Annotated in this window: 15 protein-coding genes; 12 read left to right on the top strand and 3 right to left on the bottom strand. The window is 66.5% G+C overall.

Going from position 1 to position 20,512, the window contains the following annotated elements; genetic code table 11:
* Positions 1 to 60 precede the first annotated feature (60 nt).
* Both polA and AACH06_RS11185 read left to right on the top strand, forming a co-directional pair.
* Positions 61 to 2,853, top strand: coding sequence for a DNA polymerase I (gene polA / locus AACH06_RS11190; RefSeq protein WP_341425761.1), 2,793 nt, complete (start codon positions 61 to 63; stop codon positions 2,851 to 2,853).
* 228 nt (positions 2,854 to 3,081) lie between these two features.
* Positions 3,082 to 3,975, top strand: a complete 894-nt coding sequence (locus AACH06_RS11185; protein ID WP_341425760.1) for a diguanylate cyclase domain-containing protein — start codon at positions 3,082 to 3,084, stop codon at positions 3,973 to 3,975.
* A gap of 292 nt (positions 3,976 to 4,267) precedes the next feature.
* Here the strand turns inward: AACH06_RS11185 and AACH06_RS11180 are convergent, their stop codons facing one another.
* Both AACH06_RS11180 and gabT read right to left on the bottom strand, forming a co-directional pair.
* Complete coding sequence (locus tag AACH06_RS11180; protein WP_341425759.1) at positions 4,268 to 5,746, bottom strand: NAD-dependent succinate-semialdehyde dehydrogenase; 1,479 nt, start codon at positions 5,744 to 5,746, stop codon at positions 4,268 to 4,270.
* A gap of 131 nt (positions 5,747 to 5,877) precedes the next feature.
* Positions 5,878 to 7,185, bottom strand: a complete 1,308-nt coding sequence (gabT, locus tag AACH06_RS11175; RefSeq protein WP_341425758.1) for a 4-aminobutyrate--2-oxoglutarate transaminase — start codon at positions 7,183 to 7,185, stop codon at positions 5,878 to 5,880.
* Positions 7,186 to 7,353: 168 nt separating this feature from the next.
* Between gabT and AACH06_RS11170 the strand changes: the two genes are divergently transcribed.
* Both AACH06_RS11170 and alaS read left to right on the top strand, forming a co-directional pair.
* Positions 7,354 to 8,754, top strand: a complete 1,401-nt coding sequence (locus AACH06_RS11170) for an aminotransferase-like domain-containing protein (RefSeq protein ID WP_341425757.1) — start codon at positions 7,354 to 7,356, stop codon at positions 8,752 to 8,754.
* Positions 8,755 to 8,800: 46 nt separating this feature from the next.
* On the top strand, positions 8,801 to 11,428 hold the full coding sequence (gene alaS, locus AACH06_RS11165; protein ID WP_341425756.1) for an alanine--tRNA ligase: 2,628 nt from the start codon (positions 8,801 to 8,803) through the stop codon (positions 11,426 to 11,428).
* A gap of 72 nt (positions 11,429 to 11,500) precedes the next feature.
* Here alaS and AACH06_RS11160 read toward each other — a convergent pair whose 3' ends face one another.
* Complete coding sequence (locus AACH06_RS11160; RefSeq protein ID WP_341425755.1) at positions 11,501 to 13,525, bottom strand: alpha/beta hydrolase family protein; 2,025 nt, start codon at positions 13,523 to 13,525, stop codon at positions 11,501 to 11,503.
* A gap of 154 nt (positions 13,526 to 13,679) precedes the next feature.
* Here AACH06_RS11160 and AACH06_RS11155 point away from each other — a divergent pair, with 154 nt between their 5' ends.
* The 8 genes from AACH06_RS11155 (at position 13,680) to dut (ending at position 20,494) form a co-directional block, all read left to right on the top strand.
* Positions 13,680 to 14,201 (top strand): DUF1993 domain-containing protein, encoded by a 522-nt coding sequence (locus tag AACH06_RS11155; RefSeq protein WP_341425754.1) that lies wholly within the window; start codon positions 13,680 to 13,682, stop codon positions 14,199 to 14,201.
* An 18-nt stretch (positions 14,202 to 14,219) separates the two neighbouring features.
* Positions 14,220 to 14,648: a GNAT family acetyltransferase gene (locus AACH06_RS11150; RefSeq protein WP_341425753.1), complete on the top strand. Its 429-nt coding sequence runs from the start codon at positions 14,220 to 14,222 to the stop codon at positions 14,646 to 14,648.
* 48 nt (positions 14,649 to 14,696) lie between these two features.
* Complete coding sequence (locus AACH06_RS11145) at positions 14,697 to 16,085, top strand: TldD/PmbA family protein (protein WP_341425751.1); 1,389 nt, start codon at positions 14,697 to 14,699, stop codon at positions 16,083 to 16,085.
* A 2-nt stretch (positions 16,086 to 16,087) separates the two neighbouring features.
* The gene (locus AACH06_RS11140) at positions 16,088 to 17,383 is read left to right on the top strand and encodes a metallopeptidase TldD-related protein (RefSeq protein ID WP_341425749.1); all 1,296 of its coding nucleotides are present in this window, start codon (positions 16,088 to 16,090) and stop codon (positions 17,381 to 17,383) included.
* Positions 17,380 to 17,949, top strand: a complete 570-nt coding sequence (locus tag AACH06_RS11135; protein WP_341425748.1) for a GNAT family N-acetyltransferase — start codon at positions 17,380 to 17,382, stop codon at positions 17,947 to 17,949. The genes AACH06_RS11140 and AACH06_RS11135 overlap by 4 nt, the downstream gene beginning before the upstream one ends.
* 86 nt (positions 17,950 to 18,035) lie before the next feature.
* Positions 18,036 to 18,794 carry a UPF0149 family protein gene (locus tag AACH06_RS11130; protein WP_341425747.1) on the top strand — a complete coding sequence of 253 codons (759 nt, stop codon included), beginning with the start codon at positions 18,036 to 18,038 and terminating at the stop codon, positions 18,792 to 18,794.
* 33 nt (positions 18,795 to 18,827) lie between these two features.
* Positions 18,828 to 20,039, top strand: coding sequence for a bifunctional phosphopantothenoylcysteine decarboxylase/phosphopantothenate--cysteine ligase CoaBC (gene coaBC, locus AACH06_RS11125; RefSeq protein WP_341425746.1), 1,212 nt, complete (start codon positions 18,828 to 18,830; stop codon positions 20,037 to 20,039).
* Between the two features lie 2 nt (positions 20,040 to 20,041).
* Entirely contained in the window at positions 20,042 to 20,494 is a 453-nt protein-coding gene (gene dut / locus AACH06_RS11120; protein WP_341425745.1) for a dUTP diphosphatase, read from the top strand.
* Positions 20,495 to 20,512 lie beyond the last annotated feature (18 nt).

The following is a 20,512-nucleotide window of genomic DNA, read 5'->3' as shown; positions in this document are numbered from 1 at the left end:
GCGGCCGGCTGAGCGCCCCGGGGTGGCCGATGGGCCGCCCTGGGGCTGCACAATCCGCGCATGAGTGAAGACAAGACCCTGCTGCTGGTCGACGGCAGCAGCTACCTTTATCGCGCCTACCACGCGCTGCCCGACCTTCGCGGGCCCGCCGGCGTGCCCACCGGCGCCATCCATGGCATGGTCGCGATGATGCGACGCCTGCGGGAGCAGGTGCCCTCGGAGCACGCTGTCTGCGTCTTCGACGCCCCGGGGAAAACCTTTCGCGACGAGTGGTACCCCGAGTACAAGGCCCACCGCGCCCCGATGCCCGACGACCTGCGGCTGCAGATCGAGCCGATCCATGAGGTGGTCAAGCTGCTGGGCTGGCCCGTGCTGATGGTGCCGGGCATCGAGGCGGACGACGCGATCGGCACGCTCGCCAGCGTTGGCGCGAAGTCGGGGCACCGTGTAGTTGTATCAACTGGTGACAAAGACCTGGCCCAGCTTGTCAACGATCAGGTCACCCTGATCAACACGATGAGCAATGAAAAGCTGGATGTGGAAGGTGTGCGCGCCAAGTTCGGCGTGCCGCCGGATCGCATCGTCGACTACCTCACGTTGATCGGCGATGCGGTCGACAACGTGCCGGGGGTCGAGAAGGTCGGGCCGAAGACGGCGGCCAAATGGATCGCTGACCATGGCTCGCTCGATGGCGTGATTGCCGCCGCGGCGAGCATCAAGGGGGTGGCCGGCGAGAACCTTCGCAAGGCGCTCGAGTGGCTGCCCCAGGGGCGCCGGCTGATCACCGTGGTGACGGACTACGACCTGGCCAGCCATGTGGCGGGCTGGCCGGCACTTGACGCGCTGGCGCTCCGGGAAGTCGATCGCGAAGGGCTGCTCGCCTTCTACGACCGATTCGGCTTCAAGACCTGGCGCAAAGAGCTCGACGCGGCCTTGGGCCGTGATGGCGTGGCCGTGTCGGCGGCCGGTTCGCCCGGCGGCGGTGCCTCGGAAGAGGCCGCGGTGTCGCGCGCCGCCAGCGCACTCACCCTGCCTCCAGTGGCGCTGGCGCGCGAGTACGAATGCGTCACCACCCGGGATCGGCTCGACGCGTGGATCGATGTTCTGCGGGCGGCGCCGCTCAGCGCCGTCGACACCGAGACCGATTCGCTCGACCCGATGCGGGCCCGCATCGTCGGCGTGTCGTTCGCCACCGAGCCCGGTCGCGCGGCCTACGTGCCGCTGGCGCACGACTACCCCGGCGCACCCGATCAATTGCCGTTGGATGAGGTGTTGGCCGCGCTCAAGCCTTGGCTGGAAGACGCGGGCGCGAAGAAGGTCGGCCAGAACATCAAGTACGACCTGCACGTCTTTGCCAACCATGGCATCACGGTTCGGGGTTATGCGCACGACACGCTGCTGCAAAGCTATGTGCTCGAAGCCCATCTGAAGCACAGCCTCGAGAACCTGGCCGAGCGTCATCTCGGCCGTGCTGGCCTCAGCTACGAAGATGTGTGCGGCAAGGGAGCGAGTCAGATTCCCTTCTCGCAGGTGGATGTGGAGCGCGCCACCACCTACAGCGGCGAAGACAGCGAGATGACGCTGCATGTGCACCAAGCGCTGTGGCCGCAGATCGAGGCGGAGAAGGGGATGCGCGAGGTCTATGAGCGCATCGAGATGCCGGTGACCGAGATCCTCGAGCGGGTCGAGCGCCATGGCGTGCTGATCGACTCGGCCCTGCTGGCCACCCAGAGCCGCGAGCTCGCCGAGCGGATGATCGCACTGGAGCGCGAGGCCTACGAGCTGGCCGGGCAGCCCTTCAACCTGGGCAGCCCGAAGCAGATCGGCGAAATCCTGTTCAACCGGCTCGGTCTGCCGGTGAAAAAGAAGACGGCCAGCGGCGCACCCAGCACCGACGAAGAGGTGCTGCAGGAACTGGCCGCCGATTACCCGCTGCCCGCCAAGTTGCTGGAGCACCGCAGCTTGAGCAAGCTCAAGGGCACGTACACCGACAAGCTGCCGCTGATGGTCAACCCGGCGACCGGCCGTGTGCACACCAACTACGCGCAGGCGGTGGCGGTGACGGGCCGGCTGTCCAGCAACGACCCGAACCTGCAGAACATCCCCATCCGCACGCCGGAAGGTCGCCGGGTGCGGGAGGCCTTCATCGCGCCGCCCGGACACCGCATCGTGAGCGCCGATTACTCGCAGATCGAGTTGCGCATCATGGCCCACATCAGCGGCGATCCGGGCCTCACCAAGGCCTTCGCCGAAGGCATGGACGTGCACCGTGCCACCGCGAGCGAGGTGTTCGGCATCGAGCCCGACGCGGTCACCTCGGAACAGCGCCGCTACGCCAAGACCATCAATTTCGGCTTGATCTATGGCATGGGTGCCTTCGGGCTGGCCCAGAGCCTGGGCATCGACCAGAAGGCGGCCCGCAATTACATCGACCGCTACTTCGATCGATTTGCCGGCGTCAAGCGCTACATGGACGAGACCAAGGCGCGCGCCGCAGACCTCGGCTATGTCGAGACGCTGTTTGGCCGCCGCATCTACTTGCCTGAGATTCGCGGTGGCAACGGCCCGCGACGGTCAGGCGCCGAGCGCCAAGCGATCAACGCGCCGATGCAGGGCACCGCCGCGGACCTGATCAAGCTGGCCATGATCGCGGTACAGGCTGCGCTTGACGAAGAGGGCCGTCACACCCGCATGGTGATGCAGGTGCACGACGAACTCGTGTTCGAAGTGCCGGATGCTGAGCTGGGCTGGGCCCGCGAAGCCGTGCCCCGCCTGATGGCCAGTGTGGCCACCTTCAGCGTGCCGCTGCTCGCTGAAGTGGGCGTGGGGGCGAACTGGGAAGAGGCGCACTGACCTTTCGCTGAAGCGCTCTGGATGGCCGGTACCCGCCCAGGTACCTGCCAATGCACCGGCGAAGGCACTGGCGAAGGTGCGCTGCATCGGTGCGTAGGCCCCGGGGGCTCAGCCCAGGCTTGGCCCGAGGCCTCGTGGTTTGCACCACCTTGGTATTAACCGGCCTGTTGCGGCGGGCGCGGAACGTGCATGATGGTTTCCGCCTCGTGATGAGGTGTGCAAGCCCTCATGTCCGACCCGTTCCACATCCTTTGCCTGAGCGCTCAAACGCCAGACCTGATGACCTCGGCTTTCGGGCCCTTCGTGGTCCAGGGCTGTAGCCAACTCGACGAACTGGCCACCCAGTTGCACATACAGCCCTACGATGCGGTGCTGGTCGATCTGCGGCTGGCCGGCGGGGCGGATCGGTTGGTTCATTGGTCCGGCCTGCCGCGCGCGGTGCTTGAATCCGCGGTGGTGGTGATGGGTCCCGAACCCACGCCTGCCGACTGCATGCGGCTGCTGCAAGCGGGCGTGCGGGATGTGCTGTCCACCCGAGAGGCTTCGTCAGAGGTGTTGGGCCGGGTGCTGCGATTGGCGGTCGAGCGCAAGCGCATCGACGATGCGGCTCGGCGGGCCTACAGCATCGATCTCACCACCGGCCTGCCCAACCACAACCAACTGCAAGAGCATATGACCCATCTGCTGGCGCTGCGCGAGCGCGAGCCGGCGGCCATGGCGTTGATCGTGCTGCACCTGGATGGCTTTCGCAGTGTCGAAGCCAGCTTCGGCGCCGAGGCAGCGAATGTTCTTCGGCGCAAGGCGGCCGTCCGGCTTCGCAGCTCGCTGCGCGCCAGCGATGTGGTCGCCTCACTGGGGCCGGACATGTTCGCGGTGCTGCTGGCCTGGCTGGATGCCGACGACGATGCCGAACACGTGGCTCGCAAGCTGCTGGCGGCCGTGAACCAGCCATTCCAGGTGGCGGGTCAGGACGTGCCGGTGGGGGCCCGTCTCGGCGTGAGCCAATACCCCGGCCATGGCCGTGACGCGGGGGCCTTGCTGCGCCACGCGGTGGGCCAGGCCTCGGGTCGTGGGCTGGGGCGGCTGTTGGGGCAGGGCACCGCCGCCAACGACGAACCCTGAGAGGCTGAGAGTTCTTCGCCGATACCCGTCTTGAACCCCCAAACGCCCCGGCTCTTCGTTGCAACTGCTCGCCATAGCCCGCGCTATGGCTGTGCTTTGCGCCTCGATCCGGGTCGCCTGGCTGCCCCTTTTGGGCACCGCCGAAAAGCTCTCAGCCTCTGAGGCCGCCGCTCGGGCCGGGCTGCACCCAACCCGCCGGTGCCAGCGCCTCAGAAGCCTGGCGAGCCAGATCTTCTCAGGCGAACCTTGAGGGGCGACCGGCCGCCCGGTCTGCCCTCAGGCCGGCGCCTGATTACTTGTTGATGTCGCCCAGGCAGAGGTACTTGACCTCGACGTAGTCGTCCATGCCTTGGCGGGCCCCTTCGCGGCCCAGGCCCGATTGCTTCACGCCGCCAAAGGGCACCTCGGCGGTGGAGATCAGGCCGGTGTTGACGCCGACCATGCCGTACTCCAGCGCCTCGCCGACGCGGAAGATGCGGCCGATGTCGCGGCTGTAGAAATAGCTGGCGAGGCCGAATTCGGTGGCGTTGGCCAACTCGATGGCTTCGGCTTCGGTCTCGAATCGGAACACAGGCGCCACCGGGCCGAAGGTTTCTTCGCGCGACACCAGCATGTCCTGCGTCACGTTGGCCAGCACGGTGGGGCGGTAGAAGCGCTCGCTGATCCGCTCGCCGCCGGTAACGACGGTGGCGCCCTTGCCCAGTGCATCGGCCACGTGCGATTCGACCTTGGTGATCGCCTGGTCGTCGATCAGCGGGCCCTGGTTCACACCGGCCTCGAAGCCGTTGCCCACCTTGATGGCCGCGGCCTTCTCGGAGAGCTTGGCGACGAACGCGTCGTAGACGGTGGACTGCACATAGAACCGGTTCGCGCAGACGCAGGTCTGCCCGGCGTTGCGGTACTTGCTGATCATCGCGCCCTCGACGGCGGCATCGATGTCGGCGTCGTCGAACACGATGAAGGGCGCGTTGCCGCCCAGTTCGAGTGACAGCTTCTTGATGGTCGGCGCGCACTGCTTCATCAGGATGCGGCCGACTTCGGTGGAGCCGGTGAACGACAGATGGCGCACGATGTCCGAATCGCACAGCACCTTGCCCACCTCGATCGAGTTGCCGGCATCGGCGGTGACGATGTTCAGCACGCCGGCGGGCATGCCGGCTCGCTGGGCGAGCTCAGCCACGGCCAGCGCCGACAGCGGCGTGGCCTCAGCGGGCTTGATCACCACCGGGCACCCGGCGGCGAGTGCCGGGGCCACCTTGCGGGTGATCATCGCGATGGGGAAGTTCCACGGCGTGATCGCCGCACACACGCCCACCGGCTGCTTGATGACCAGGTAGCGCTTGTTGTTGTCGGTGGTCGGAATGGTCTCGCCGTAGATCCGCTTGGCTTCTTCGGCAAACCATTCGAGGAAGCTCGCGCCGTAGTTGACTTCGCCTCGGGCCTCGGCCAGCGGCTTGCCCTGTTCGGCGGTCATGATGCGGGCCAGGTCGTCGGCGTTGGCGTGAAGCAGCTGGAACCACTTCATCAGGATGGCCGCGCGCTCCTTGGCCGTCTTGTTGCGCCAGGCGGGCCACGCCTTGTTGGCCGCCGTGATGGCGAGGGAGGCCGATTCGGCGCCGAGGTTGGCCACATCGGCGAGCTTCGAGCCGGTGGCGGGGTCCGTCACGTCGAAACGCGCCGAGCCGGCCACCCATTCGCCGCCGATCAGGGCATCGGTCTTGAGCAGGCTGGGGTCGTTCAGCGACGCCAGCGGAGAGGTCTTCATGTCCATGGGTACATCCTAAGGCGTTGTGAGCCTGGCCCTTGGCCCGGCCCGCCGGCTGAGACAAATCGACGGCAACGACGAGGCCGCGGTCAGCGGGCCCGGGCAGAGCGCGGTCGGCGCCGCCGGGCCGCGGCCGGTCAGGCCGCCGAGGCGGCGTCGAAAGCTTCGCCCAGGATCTTCAGGCCTTCTTCCAGTTGGGCTTGGGGCACGGTCAGCGGCACCAGGATACGCAGCACGTTGGCGTAGGTCCCGCACGACAGCATCACCAGGCCGCGCTTAAGCGCTTCGACGCAGACGCGCTTGGTCAGGTCGGCGTCGGGTTGATGCAGGTCGCCGTTCTTGAACAGCTCCACCGCCACCATCGCGCCCAGGCCGCGGACATCGCCGATCGACTTGTGCTTGGCCGCGATGCCCTTCAGGCCCTGGACCAGCGTCTCGCCGACGGCCTTCGACTTGTCGAGCAGCTTCTCCTCCTCGAACACGTCCAGCACGGCCAGTGCGGCCGCGCAGGCCAGCGGGTTGCCGGCGTAAGTGCCGCCCAGGCCGCCGGGCAGCGGCTTGTCCATCAACTCAGCCTTGCCGATGACGGCCGAGATCGGGAAGCCACCTGCCATCGACTTGGCCATGGTGACCATGTCGGGTGCCACGCCCCACTGTTCGCAGGCCAGCCAGGTGCCGGTGCGGCCGGCGCCGGTCTGCACCTCGTCGGCGATCATCACGATGCCGTGCTTGTCGCAGATCTGCCGGATGGCGACGGCGAATTCCTTCGATGCCACATAGAAGCCGCCTTCACCCTGCACCGGCTCGAAGATGATCGCTGCGACGCGGTCGGCCTCGACGTCGTACTTGAACAGGTGCTCGAGCGACTTGATCGAGTCCTCTACGCTGACGCCGTGCAGCGGATTCGGGTACTCGGCGTGGTAGATCTCAGCCGGGAAGGGGCCGAAGCCGGCCTTGTACGGGGCGACCTTGCCGGTCAGGGCCATGCCGAGCAGCGTGCGGCCGTGGAAGCCGCCACCGAAGGCGATGACGGCCTGGCGCTTGGTGGCGTAGCGGGCGATCTTGATGGCGTTTTCCACCGCCTCGGCGCCCGTGGACAGGAAGTAGGCCTTCTTGGCGAAATCGCCCGGGGTCTTGGCGATCAGGCGCTCGGCCAGTTCGATGTACGGTTCATAGGCCAGCACCTGGAAGCAGGTGTGGTGCACCTTGTCGAGCTGCGCCTTGACCGCTTCAACGATCTTCGGGTGGCGATGGCCGGTGTTCAGCACCGCGATGCCGCCGCCAAAGTCCAAGTAGCGCTTGCCTTCCACGTCCCACACTTCGGCGTTTTCGGCACGCTCGGCGACCACGTCGTAGGTCTGGCCCAGGCCGGTGGGCAGGGCGGCGCGGCGGCGCGCCATCAGAGCGGCGTTGGTCTTGGCGGTGGCGGCGGGGTCGCGGTGCATATCGGGCTCCTGAGGGTGTGCGGCGCCGGGTGGATACCCAAAGGCGCCAAGACTGCCACTCTAGACCCACGCCCCGGCCCGCTACCATGTACAGCCCACAAGTCCTTTGCCGCGCACTGTGCTGGGTGCGCACCCAGTACAGCGGCCGACAACGCTCCTTGCCCACGCATGCTGACCCTCGATCCCCAGGCCGCCAAGCCGCTCGTCACCCAGATCGTCGAGGGCCTCAGTCGACAGATCGACGAGGCGGCGCTGCGTGAGGGGGCCAAGCTGCCGTCGATCCGGCAGTTTGCGCAATCGCACCAGGTGAGTGTGTTCACGGTCGTTGAGGCCTACGACCGCCTGGTGGCGCAGGGCTACCTGGTCTCGCGCCCTCATTCCGGGTTTTTCGTGCGTCGCCGTGCGGTGGCGGATGTGGTCGAACCGGTGGCTTCACACCCGCAGGGCTTCGATTCGGCCTGGTACTTGCGCCGCATCTTCGAAAACCGGCACCTCTCGGTGAAGGCAGGCTGCGGCTGGCTGCCCGGCGACTGGCTGTTCGAGGACGGGCTGCGCCGCGGCCTGCGGGCCCTGGCGGCCGATGATGCCGACCTGGGCGGCTACGGCGACCCGAAGGGCTACCCCCCGTTGCGGCAGGCGATCGCCGACGCGTTCGCCGAGCAGCAGGTGACGGTGCCGCCGGCCCAGGTGCTGTTGACCCAGGGTTCCAGCCAGGCGCTGGATCTCTGCGTGCGCCGCCTCGTCCGGGCGGGTGACACCGTGTTGGTGGATGACCCTGGCTACGCCAACCTGTTGTTTTCATTGCGTTTTCAGGGCGCCCGGCTGCTGGGCGTGCCGCGCACGGCCCACGGCTACGATCTGCCGGCGCTGGAGGCGCTTTTGCAGTCGGCCGAGGCCGAGCGGCGCCCGAAGGTCTTCTTCACCCAGCCGCGGCTGCAAAGCCCCACCGGCTCGGTGGCGCCGCTCGGCCAACTGCACCGGGTGCTGCAGCTGGCTGAGAAGCACGACCTGACGATCGTCGAGAACGACATCTACGTCGAACTCGACCCCGAGCCGCGTCCCAGCCTGGCGAGCCTGGACCAACTGTCGCGGGTGATCTACATCGGCAGCTATTCGAAGACGATCTCGCCCAACATCCGCGTCGGCTTCCTGGCGGCCCACCCCGATCTGCTGGACGACCTGGCCCAGTTGAAGATGATTTCGGGCCTCACCTCGGCCGAATTCGGTGAGCGCCTGGCCCATTCGGCGCTCTTGGACGGGCGCCGCCGCAAACACCTCAAGGCCCTGCGCGAGCGCCTGGCCGACGCGCATCAGCAGGTGGGGGCACGCCTGGCGGCCCTGGGCTTCGAGCTCTTTGCCGAGCCCAAGGCCGGCATGTTTCTGTGGGCGCGCCACGCGCGGCTGGCGGATACCCCGGCGCTGGCCAATCGCGCGGCCGAAGCCGACATCATGCTCGGCCCGGGGCACCTCTTCCGCGCCGAGATGCAAGCCACCGATTGGTTGCGCTTCAACGTCGCTTTCTCGGGCGATGAGCGTTTGTTCGCGTTCCTTGCCCACGAGCTGGGATAATTTCAGGTTCCTTTTCCTTGTCCAGTCACACCGAGAGAGCCCCCGGATGAAAGCCTCCGAGATCCGCCAGACTTTCCTGAAGTTCTTCGAATCGAAGGGCCACGCCATCGTCGCCTCCAGCCCGGTGGTGCCCGGCGACGATCCGACACTGCTGTTCACCAACGCCGGGATGAACCAGTTCAAGGATGTTTTCCTGGGCCTGGACACGCGGCCGTACACCCGCGCAACCACCTCGCAGAAGTGCATCCGCGCCGGTGGCAAGCACAACGACCTCGACAACGTGGGCTACACCGCACGCCACCACACGTTCTTCGAGATGCTGGGCAACTTCTCGTTCGGCGACTACTTCAAGCACGACGCGATCCAGTACGCCTGGGAACTGCTGACCGAGCACTTCAAGCTGCCCAAGGAAAAGCTCTGGGTCACCGTGTATTCCGAAGACGACGAGGCCTACGACATCTGGAACAAGGTGGTCGGCGTGCCGGCCGAGCGCATCGTGCGCATCGGCGACAACAAGGGCAAGCGCTACGCCAGCGACAACTTCTGGATGATGGGCGACACCGGCCCGTGCGGCCCCTGCACCGAAATCTTCTATGACCACGGTCCGGACGTGGCCGGCGGCCCCCCGGGCAGCCCGGATGAAGACGGTGACCGCTACATCGAGATCTGGAACAACGTCTTCATGCAGTTCAACCGCACCGAAGACGGTGTGATGCACAAGCTGCCCAAGCCGAGCGTGGACACCGGCATGGGCCTGGAGCGCATCACGGCGGTGCTGCAGCATGTGCACTCGAACTACGAGATCGACTTGTTCGTGGCGCTGCTGGCTGCCGCGAAGAAGGCGGTTGACGCGGGCGGCGCCGGCGATTGCGACAAGGATTCGCCGAGCCTGAAGGTGATTGCCGACCACATCCGCACCTGCACCTTCGCAGTGATCGATGGCGTGATCCCGAGCAACGCGGGCCGCGGCTATGTGCTGCGTCGTATTGCGCGCCGCGCGATTCGCCATGGCTACAAGCTGGGCGCCCGCAAGCCCTTCTTCTACACGTTGGTGCCGGCACTGGTCGAGCAGATGGGCGAGGCCTATCCCGAGCTGCGCACGGGCGCCGCCCGGGCCACCGAGGTGCTCAAGCAAGAAGAAGAGCGCTTCTTCCAGACCATTGAGCGCGGCATGGAGATCCTCGACGCGGCGCTGGCAGCCCAACCTGCCGTGCTCGATGGCGACACGGCGTTCAAGCTGCACGACACCTACGGCTTCCCGGTCGACCTGACAGCGGACGTGTGCCGTGAGCGCGGTTTGACGGTTGACGAGTCTCGATTCAAGGAGCTGCTCGAAGACCAGAAGCGCCGCGCACGCGAAGGTGGCAAGTTCAAGATGGCCCAGGGGCTGGCCTATGAAGGCGCGCCGACGACCTTCCACGGCTACGACGAATTGGTGCGCGAGGGCGCCAAGGTCACGGCCGTCTATGTCGACGGCAGCCCGGTCGACGTGGCGCGCGCGGGCGACGACGTGGTGGTGGTGCTCGACCACACGCCGTTCTACGCCGAAAGCGGCGGCCAGGTGGGAGATGCGGGCGAGTTCCGCAACTCGACCACCCGAGTCGTCGTCGACGACACCTTGAAGATCCAGGCCTCGGTGTTCGGACACCATGGCACCGTCGTGGAAGGCACCATCAAGGTTGGTGATGTGTTCACCGCCCGCGTCGATGCCGAGCGCCGCGCCAAGACCGTGCGCAACCACAGCGCGACCCACCTGATGCACAAGGCCCTGCGCGAAGTGCTGGGCGAGCACGTGCAGCAGAAGGGTTCGCTGGTCAACGCCGATCGAACGCGCTTCGACTTTGCCCACACCGGCCCGATGACCGACGAGCAGATCGCCGAGGTCGAGGCCATCGTCAACGCCGAGATCCTGGCCAACGCCGGGGCCCGGGCCGAGGTGATGGCGCTGGACGATGCCCAGAAGAGCGGCGCGATGATGCTGTTCGGCGAGAAGTATGGCGACACTGTGCGCGTGCTCAGCATCGGTTCCAGCAAGGAACTCTGCGGTGGCACCCACGTCAGCCGCACCGGCGATATCGGCCTGTTCAAGATCGTCGCTGAAGGTGGCGTGGCGGCCGGCATTCGCCGCGTGGAGGCGGTGACGGGCGAGAACGCGCTCACCTACCTGCAGAGCCTGGAGCACACGGTGAACGGGCTGGCCGGTTCGCTGAAGGTGTCGCCGGGCGACGTACCGGCGCGCGTGGCCACCGTGCTGGATCAGGTCCGCGCGCTGGAGAAGGAAGTCGCAGCGCTCAAGGGCAAGCTGGCCTCGGCCCAGGGTGACGAATTGATGGCCCAGGCTGTCGACGTCAAGGGCATCAAGGTGCTGGCGGCGATGCTGGAAGGCGCCGACGCCAAGGCCCTGCGCGAGACCATGGACAAGCTCAAGGACAAGCTCAAGACCGCGGCCATCGTGCTCGCCGCGGTGGACGGCGGCAAAGTCCAGCTGGCTGCGGGCGTCACCAACGATTCCATCGCCAAGGTCAAGGCCGGCGAGCTGGTCAACTTCGTTGCCCAGCAGGTCGGCGGCAAGGGCGGCGGCAAACCCGACATGGCCATGGCCGGCGGCACCGATCCCAGCAAGCTGGCCAGCGCGCTGGCGAGCGTGTCTGCCTGGGTCGCCGAGCGGGCCTGAGCTTTCCCGATCTGAGAACAAAGGGCCTGGACATCGAATGACGTCCAGGCCCTTTTGTTTTGTAGAGCAGGGTCAGGGCGCCGGCTTCAGGCTCTTGTCGAGGAACTTCTCGACGCGAGTCCAGAAGTCGATCTTGTTGTTCGCCGAGGTCCAGCCGTGGGCTTCCTCGGCATAGACGACCCAATCGACCTGGCTGTTGTGCTCACGCAGTGCGTCGCGCAGCTTGGTGCCATGCTCGATCGGGACCCGCGAGTCCTGGCGGCCGTGGGCCATCAACAGAGGCTGGGTGATCTTGCTGTGTTGCTTGAGCGGTGACGTTCGGGCCAGTTGCTCGGCATCCTTGGCGCGATCACCGATCAGCACGGGCATGCCGTATTGCCGGAAGGTGGGGCTGAGATCGCTCCACGAGCTGGTGTACATCAGCTCGATGTCGGTGACGCCAAAGTATTCGACGCCACAACGATACAGATCGGGATAGCGCACCAGGCCCATCAGTGTGGCGTATCCGCCGTAGCTGCCGCCTGCGATACAGACGCGTTTGCCGTCCGCCAGGCCCTTGTCAATGGCCCAGCGTGTCGCATCGGCGATGTCATCCTGCATCGCGAGGCCCCACTGTTTCCAGCCAGCCCGATACCACGTTGATCCGTAGCCTCTGCTGCCACGGAACTCAGGCTCGATGACCAGATAGCCCCGCGAAGCGAGGAACTGGGAATCCGCATCCCACTCCCACTCCCCGCCCCGCACGTAGGGCCCGCCATGGACCAGCACCACCATCGGCAACGGGCCCTTGGTGCCTTGCGGCTTGGTGACATGGACAGGCATGCTCAGCCCGTCGCGTGTGGGAATTCGCTCGAAGCCCCGCTCGGCCATGTCAGCGGCTTTGAGCCCGGGCCGGCTCGGCGCCAGCATCTCCACCTGTCCGGCCTTGACCCGGAAGATCATGTAGACGGTGGGCTGTCGGTCGGAATAGGCCTCGACGAGCACGTTGTCCGGCGAGTCGCAGCGGCCGCAGTCGATCAGGTTGTTCGTCGTTGGCAGCGCCTTGTCGACCTGCTCCTGGATGGCTTTGAGCGCCGGATCGAACCAATAGGTGCCTTTGGCGTCGGTGAGATACCGAATGCCTACGATCGCGTCTCCGGCACCACGGATGAGGCTGCCGGTGAAGTCGTAGCCCTGGGTGGCCAGGATGATTTTCGGCTCGGCACCGGCTTGTCGCATGTCGGCGACGGCTAACACGCGCTCATCGCCGTTGCGGTCGTCTGAGGTGGTGACATACAGCTTGTCATCCTTGCCGACGGCGAGTGCGTCGATCCAGGTGCCCTTCACCGACGCGGCCCCGTAGGTCGGCATCTCGCGGATCTGAGTCCACGCGCCTGCTGCGTTGCGCCAGTGGAACCGCGTCACACCTTCGTCTTCCGACTCGACAAGGCGCGGGGTACCGGAACTGTCCACGAGCCACTCCATGGCGTGCGGCGGCGCACCGGCACCGATGGGTTCGCTGCGGCCAGTCTCGGTGTTCAGCTTGAGCAAGGAGGTGCCCAGCAACACATCATCCTGGCTCCAGTTGAATCGTTGAACAACGATGTTGGGGCTGCCATCGCCCAGTGTCGACAGAACCCGATGATTCGGATCGAGTGACAGGTCTCGGGGGCGGACCCGGGCGATTTCGGGCGAGAGGTTCACGGTGCCGCCGTCTTCTCCCCAGGAACGCTTGACCAGCTTCAGGGGGTTCTCGCCGCCACGACGTTCGATGCTGTAAAGACCTCGACCGTGCTGATTGAAGAACGACGTCTGCAGATCCGCCACCGTGTAGACGAGCCGGTCGTCATTGACCCAGAGTACGTCGCGAACGTCGCCATTGGGGTAGGCCGCGACGATGTTGCCCTTCAAGGTGCGTGCACCAAGGTCGACCACCGCCAGCACCTGCCGGCCGATATCTGGGCTGATCTGGGTCACCGCGGCGTACTTGCCTGACGGCGACAAGACAGCGCTGCTGATGGCCGGCGGCCGGAAGAATTCGGCTGCGCTGGGCGCGGCCTGGGTCGACGTGGCGACGACGGCAATGCCGAGCAAGGCGGCGCGGATGGGCTCAATCATCGGGACACTCCCTCGTTGTTGTTGATGCCGCAATTTTGCCTTGGCGGTGCTGGCAGGGAAGGGTGGTCTTCTCGCCTCATTCCCCCGCGCCGGCTGGCTGCGGATCGGCTGCGTATGATGGCCGCCCGAGCCCAGAACCTTGCGAGGAGTACCGATGTCTTTGACCCTGTCGTCCGCCAGCCTGCCGATCTTCCGCACGGGCCTGGCGAATCTGGATCACTGCCTGGCCAAGGCCGAGGCGAATGCGGCCGCGCGCAAGTTTGATCCGAATGTGTTGGTCGGCGTGCGGTTGGCGCCCGACATGTTGCCCTTTGCGGCGCAGATCCGCATTGCGGGTGATGCGGCGAAGCTGGCGGTGGCGCGCATGGCCGGCATTGAGGCGCCCAAGTTCGAGGACAACGAATCGACCTTTGCCGAGCTGCGCGAGCGCATCGCCAAGACGCAGGCGTGGCTTGAGACCATTTCGCCGGCTCAGCTGGATGGCCGTGAGGACGTGGACATCACCTTCCCCGTGGGGCGCGACAAGACCCGCACGATGAAGGGCGAGGCTTACCTGAAGCACTGGGCCCTGCCGAACTTCTTCTTCCACGTCACCACCGCCTACGCCTTGCTCCGGCACAACGGGGTGGACCTGGGCAAGTCCGACTATCTGCTCGGTGCACAGGCCGGCAACTGACCGCCTCTGCGTTGCCCTATGCCCATCGCGATACGAACCTATATCGATACCGATGAATCCGCTGTCGTGTCGCTGTGGCAGCGATGCGGCCTGACGCGACCGTGGAACAACCCAGGCAAGGACATCCGACGCAAGCTGGCGGAGCAGCCTGAGCTGTTTGGTGTGATGGCCGACGACAGCGAGGTGATCGGCACGGTGATGGCGGGATACGAGGGTCACCGAGGCTGGATCAACTATCTGGCCGTGGACCCGGACCGACGCCAACAAGGCCTGGGCCGCCAACTGATGGAGTGGGCCGAGGCGCGGCTGCGCGAGCGCGGCTGCCCCAAAATCAACCTTCAGGTTCGGCAAGGCAACGAGGCCGTGCTGGCCTTCTATTCCGCGCTGGGTTATGCGGACGACCGTGTGGTGAGCCTCGGCAAGAGGTTTGAGCACGACGACCGCTGATCCGCAGCGCAGCCACAGCGAGCGCCTGCGGGCGCCAAGGAGACAGGGATGAGTTCGAACGCTCCGGTTCTCGAGGCGCCCGCCTTGTCGGCGAGCCTGCAGTACAGCGAGCTGCGCCAGCACGAGCTGCGCAAGTCGCGCGTCATGATGATCGATGGCAACCTGACGCAGAACAGCCGCACCGTCGATGCGGGCACCAGCGCGCGCGTCTATGCCGATGGCTATTGGGGCTTCGCGTCGGTTGCGGCCACCGGTGCCCAAGCGGCGGCCCGTGCCGAGCAGCAGGCGCGCGACAACGCACGGGCCATGGCGCGCTTCGGCGCACGTTCGGCGGTGGGCCTGCCAACCGAGGGCTATCGAGGCGAGCATGTCTACCGGGGCCGCGCGCCGCTGAGCCAGTCCGACATCCAGGAACGCTTGGCGGCGTTGAACGCCTGGTGCCGGCAGCGATACCCCGATCTGAAGTCCATCCGCTTCGTGGTCAGCGACGAGCACCATTCGAAGTGGCTGGCCACCAGCACCGGCGGGCGCTCGCTGTCGAGCATCCAACGGGCCTTGTGCCAGGTGGTGTTCGTGGCGCAGGCGGCCGATGGCTCTCCGGTCGAGCTGAACGAACAGATCTCCGGCAAGGGCAGCTTGGCCGATATCGATTGGTCGGTTGAAGCGCTCGCGCCGCGGCTGGACGAACTGCACGGCCACTTGCGGGCCAAATGCCAGGCGGTGCCGGCGCGGGGCGGATTGCAGACGGTGGTGCTGGCGCCGCCGCTGGCGGGCATGCTGGCCCACGAAGCCATGGGCCACCCCTGCGAAGCCGACATCGTGATGGGCGGCGCCGTCACGGGCAGCTTGCGCGGCCAGCGGGTGGCCAGCGACCTGGTCACGATGATCGACTTCGCCCACACCTACGAAGGCCAGGAGGTGATGATCCCGGTGTATGCCGATGACGAAGGCACGCCAGGGCGGGATGCGGTGCTGATTCGCGACGGCATCCTGACCGATTTCATGAACAGCCGCGAGACCGCCGCCCGCATGGGCCTGGTGCCGACCGGCAGCGCACGCGCCTATGCGCCGAACGACGAGCCGCTGGTTCGTATGCGCAACACCGCCATCCTGCCCGGCTCGTCCAGCCTGGATGAGCTGATCGCGGGCGTGGACGACGGCTATCTGTTGATGAAAACCGGCAACGGCCAGGCCGACTCGACCACCGAGTTCATGTTCGGCATCACGCTGGCCTATGAGATCCGAGGGGGCAAGCTGGGCGCGGCCATCCTCGACACCACGGTGTCCGGCTCGGCGATCAAGGTACTGCAGTCGGTGGACGCGGTGTCCGACGACATGTACTGGAGCTGCAGCGGCTATTGCGGCAAGAAGCAGCCGATGGTCGTCTCGATGGGCGGCCCGGCGTTGCGGGCCCGTGCGCACATGGGGGGGCAGTGATCATGGCCAGCCAAGACTTCGACCCCGGCCTGCGGGATCACGCCGAGCGCATCCTCGCCTTGATGAAGCAAAAGGGCTTCGATGAGGCCCAGGTCAGCGTCGGGCTGCGGCGGCTGAGCGAGCTGAATGCGGCCCACAACGAGCCGAGCCTGTTGCGCAGCTCCGAGCAGACGCGGGTTTCATTGCTTGGCCTGCTGGATGGCCGCCGTGCCAGCACCGAGCTGAGTTCGCTGGACGATGCCGCTGTGGCCACCTCGGTGGACGAGCTGCTGGCCGCTGCCCGCGTGGCCCCGCAGGATGAGGCGAACGTGGTTTCGTCGGGCCAGCGGGCGCGGATCACCCAGGGGCCGCTGCGCGTCGATCCGGACTCCTTGGCCGACAAGATGGCCGAGTTGCTGGCGTTCCGTGAACGTGAGACTCCCAGCTTCATGTTGGAAGAGGCGGCGGCGTCGCACGACGTGAACGCGTTCCATACGCTGACCACCGGGGGCAGCGACCTGTCCGGTGTCGCGGGCTCGTTGTCGCTGAGCTGCTTTGGCACAGCGCGCGAAGGCGACCGATCCAGCTCGTTCAACGCGGCCGGCGGCAGCACACACGATTGGTCCACCCAGCCGGCCGAGGCCTGGTTCGGCCTGGGTGACATGATGCGCGACACCACCCGGCAGGTGGTCACCCAGCCGATCGGCGCCAAGTTCGTCGGCGACGTGGTGTTCACGCCGCAGGCGGTGGCCGATCTGCTGGGCTGGTTGCTGGGGCAGCTGGGTGATGCGCAGTTGATCGCGGGCAGCTCGCTCTACCGCGGCAGTGTGGGCCAGGCGATTGCCTCGCCTTTGTTGAGCCTGAAGAGCCGTTTCGAGGCGCCGGGCGTGCTGCCGTTCTCGGCCGATGCGTGCGTGGCGCCGCCGGTCGATGTGCTGCGAGAAGGGCGGCTGCTGACGCTGCTGCCCAGCCTCTATGGCAGCCGGAAGACGGGCCTGGCCCATGTGCCCAGCGCGAACGGCTGGGAGGTCGAGCCCGGCACCACCGGGCGCGCCGAGCTGGTGGCCCAGGTGGCCCGCGGGGCCATCGTGGGCCGGTTGTCGATGGGGGTTCCCGCGGCCAATGGTGATTTCTCTGGCGTGATCAAGAACAGCTTCCGCATTGATGACGGGGTGGTGGGTTCGGCGCTGTCCGAGGTGATGATCAGCGGCAACGTGGCGCAGATGCTGAAGGATGTGCTCGCGGTGAGCCGAGAGCGACGCGATACGGGTGACACCGCCCTGCCATGGTTGCGAATTGGAGGGCTTCATTTCTCATGAGTACCAGCACGGGCCCGACGGCCAAGCCGTGGACGCTGCGGCGTGCCAAGCCGAGCGATGCCGAAGATTTCGCGCGCATGATGTCCGAACACGAGGTCTTTCGGCAGCTGCTTCAGTTGCCGTTCCCGGACGCTGAACTGTGGCGCCAACGCCTGAGCGGGCAAGGGGCCTCGCACGGTGCCGAATTGCACCTGGTGGCTGAGGCCGACGGCCGCGTCATCGCCAGCGCAGGCTTGCACCCCGTCGGCGTTCATCTGCGGCGCCGGCACGTGATGTCGCTGGGCATGTCGGTCTCGGTGCCTTGGCAGGGGCGTGGCGTGGGCACGGCGTTGATGACCGAGCTCTGCCACTACGCGGACAACTGGGTCGGCGCCATCCGCATCGAACTGGGGGTCTATGTCGACAACGTCCGGGCGCAGGCGCTGTACCGCAAGTTCGGCTTCGAAGTCGAAGGTGTTCAGCGCGCCTTTGCGCTGCGCGATGGCGAGTACGCCGATTCGTTGATGATGGCCCGGCTGCATCCGAATCCACCACGCTGGCAGACGGCACCCGCAGCCTCTGCCTGAGAGCTTGTCATACCCCCGGCCCGTCTTGCGTGCGACACTGACGGGTTCCTAACGCGATAGGAACGCAGGCGATGGCTGATCCCCGGATGAGCACTGAAGAAGAAATCGAAGCGCTGGACGCGCTGTGCCAGCGCATGTCTGGCTTCGAGGAAGAAATCTCGCTCGAATGGCTGGATGGCTACATGACGGCCCTGCTGGCGGGGCCCCGCCGCATCGAGGCCGACGAATGGCTGCCGGTGTTTGGCGATGGGGTGTTCGATCGCGCTTTCGGCGATCCGGCAGATGCCGCACAGGCGCGCGCGGTGATCGAGGCGCGCTGGAAAGTGCTGGCCGACCAGTTGGACCCCGAACTGATCCTGGATGACCCGGACGTGCTGCGCCTGGCGCCGTTGATGATCGAGCTGACCGAAGAGGACAAGAAGCGCCTCATCGAGGAAGGCCACGTCAAGGAAGAGGAAGTGGCGCTGCTGGAGCAGACAGGCGAAGTCTGGGCGGTGGGTTTCCTCGACGCCACGCAGGACTTCCCCAAGGATTGGCCGGAGCCTGACGTCGAGACCGAAGAGGGCCAGCTCTACGACGAGACCCTGTTGCGCATCGTCTCGCTCACGATGGACGATGACGAGTTGAAGGAGGTCTTCGATGAGATGTACGAAGGCGAGCAACTCAGTCGCGACGAATTGATCCAGGAAGCGCTCTATGCGGCCCAGGATTTGCGCCTGTACTGGCTCGACCATGCGCCGAAGCCGCCCCCTCGCCGGGTGGATGCGCTGCCGGGGCGCAACGACCCTTGCCCGTGCGGAAGCGGCAAGAAGTTCAAGAAGTGCCACGGCGCGCAAATGCAGTGATCCGCTCTGCAACACCGTGACATTGATCGACCGATGAGCACATCTTTGCTGCGGGGCCGGCACATCGTGCTGGGGTTGTCGGGCGGCATCGCTTGCTACAAGTCCGCCGAGCTGGTGCGCGAGCTGGTGAAGGCCGGCGCCACCGTGCAGGTGGTGATGACGCAGGCGGCCGAGGCCTTCATCACGCCCGTGACGATGCAGGCGCTGTCGAACCGGCCGGTGTATGCCAGCCAATGGGATGCCCGCGAGCCGAACAACATGGCTCACATCAACCTGACCCGCGAGGCCGACGCGGTGCTGGTGGCGCCGGCGAGTGCCGACTTCATGGCGAAGCTGGTCCAGGGGCGGGCCGACGATTTGCTGTCACTGCTGTGTCTGGCCCGGCCGATCGGCCGTTGCCCGCTGCTCGTGGCGCCGGCGATGAACCGGGAGATGTGGTCGCATCCCGCCACCCAGCGCAACGTGGCCCAGCTGCGCGCCGACGGCACCACCTTGCTGGGCCCCGACGCGGGAGACCAGGCCTGCGGCGAGGTGGGCGATGGCCGCATGCTCGAGCCCGAGGCGATCGCCGAAGAGCTGATCGCATTTTTCGAGCCGAAGGTGCTGGCCGGGCGGCGCGTGCTGGTCACGGCCGGGCCGACGTTCGAAGCGATCGACCCGGTGCGCGGCATCACCAACCACTCCAGCGGCAAGATGGGTTTTGCGCTCGCGCAGGCGGCCCGCGAAGCCGGTGCGGAGGTGACGCTGGTCGCCGGGCCGGTGAGCCTCGCCACACCCCGCGGCCTCACCCGCATCGACGTCGACAGCGCACAGCAGATGCATGATGCGGTGCTGCCCTTGGCGGCTGCCCACGATGTGTTCATCGCCACTGCAGCGGTCGCCGATTGGCGGCCAGCGGCGGTCCAGACCCAGAAGATCAAGAAAGACGGTACCGGCCGCCCCCCCGCCATCGAGATGGTCGAGAACCCCGACATCCTGGCTGCCGTGGCCCGCTTGCCCGTGCCGCCCTATTGCGTTGGCTTCGCTGCCGAGAGCCACGATCTGCTGGCTCATGCGCAGGCCAAGCGGCAACGCAAGGGCATTCCATTGATCGTCGGCAATCTGGGCCCGGCGACCTTTGGCCAGGACGACAACACCCTGCTGCTGGTCGACGAGGCCGGCCATCGCGAAATCCCCACCGCCAGCAAGCGCCAACTGGGTCGTGAGCTGGTGCGCGAGATTGCCGAACGACTTCAACACCGTTGACTGTGAACACGACCATCGACATCAAGGTGCTGGACGAACGCATGTCCAGCCAACTGCCGGCGTATGCCACCCCGGGAAGTGCCGGCCTGGATCTGCGCGCCTGCCTGGACGAGCCGATCGAGCTGGCGCCGGGCCAGACGGCGCTGGTGCCGACCGGCTTGGCGATCCACATCGAAGACGCTGGCCTGGCAGCGATGATCCTGCCGCGCTCAGGCTTGGGTCACAAGCACGGCATCGTGCTGGGCAACCTGGTCGGCCTCATCGATTCTGACTACCAGGGCCAGCTCATGGTGAGTTGCTGGAACCGTGGGCAGACGGCGTTCACCATCCAGCCGATGGAGCGCATCGCCCAGATGGTGATCGTGCCGGTGGTTCAGGCGAGCTTTCGACGTGTCGACAGCTTCGAACAGAGCCGCCGCGGTGAGGGGGGCTTCGGCTCCAGCGGCACGCGTTGATGCGGCTCGCCCTGCACG

Origin of the sequence: Ideonella lacteola (assembly GCF_038066555.1) — a bacterium.
Taxonomy (GTDB): domain Bacteria; phylum Pseudomonadota; class Gammaproteobacteria; order Burkholderiales; family Burkholderiaceae_C; genus Ideonella; species Ideonella lacteola.
Note: the sequence above shows the minus strand (reverse complement) of the source record. Positions and strands in the feature narration are given on the sequence as shown.

What these genes read in the sequence shown, in the direction of transcription:
- AACH06_RS11170 (WP_341425757.1), top strand. Translation starts at nt 7,354, where the DNA reads ATGCTGACCCTCGATCCCCAGGCCGCCAAGCCGCTCGTCACCCAGATC.
- AACH06_RS11180 (WP_341425759.1), bottom strand. Translation starts at nt 5,746, where the DNA reads ATGGACATGAAGACCTCTCCGCTGGCGTCGCTGAACGACCCCAGCCTG.
- coaBC (WP_341425746.1), top strand. Translation starts at nt 18,828, where the DNA reads ATGAGCACATCTTTGCTGCGGGGCCGGCACATCGTGCTGGGGTTGTCG.
- AACH06_RS11130 (WP_341425747.1), top strand. Translation starts at nt 18,036, where the DNA reads ATGAGCACTGAAGAAGAAATCGAAGCGCTGGACGCGCTGTGCCAGCGC.
- AACH06_RS11140 (WP_341425749.1), top strand. Translation starts at nt 16,088, where the DNA reads ATGGCCAGCCAAGACTTCGACCCCGGCCTGCGGGATCACGCCGAGCGC.
- alaS (WP_341425756.1), top strand. Translation starts at nt 8,801, where the DNA reads ATGAAAGCCTCCGAGATCCGCCAGACTTTCCTGAAGTTCTTCGAATCG.
- AACH06_RS11160 (WP_341425755.1), bottom strand. Translation starts at nt 13,525, where the DNA reads ATGATTGAGCCCATCCGCGCCGCCTTGCTCGGCATTGCCGTCGTCGCC.
- AACH06_RS11145 (WP_341425751.1), top strand. Translation starts at nt 14,697, where the DNA reads ATGAGTTCGAACGCTCCGGTTCTCGAGGCGCCCGCCTTGTCGGCGAGC.
- AACH06_RS11150 (WP_341425753.1), top strand. Translation starts at nt 14,220, where the DNA reads ATGCCCATCGCGATACGAACCTATATCGATACCGATGAATCCGCTGTC.
- AACH06_RS11185 (WP_341425760.1), top strand. Translation starts at nt 3,082, where the DNA reads ATGTCCGACCCGTTCCACATCCTTTGCCTGAGCGCTCAAACGCCAGAC.
- AACH06_RS11155 (WP_341425754.1), top strand. Translation starts at nt 13,680, where the DNA reads ATGTCTTTGACCCTGTCGTCCGCCAGCCTGCCGATCTTCCGCACGGGC.
- AACH06_RS11135 (WP_341425748.1), top strand. Translation starts at nt 17,380, where the DNA reads ATGAGTACCAGCACGGGCCCGACGGCCAAGCCGTGGACGCTGCGGCGT.
- gabT (WP_341425758.1), bottom strand. Translation starts at nt 7,185, where the DNA reads ATGCACCGCGACCCCGCCGCCACCGCCAAGACCAACGCCGCTCTGATG.
- polA (WP_341425761.1), top strand. Translation starts at nt 61, where the DNA reads ATGAGTGAAGACAAGACCCTGCTGCTGGTCGACGGCAGCAGCTACCTT.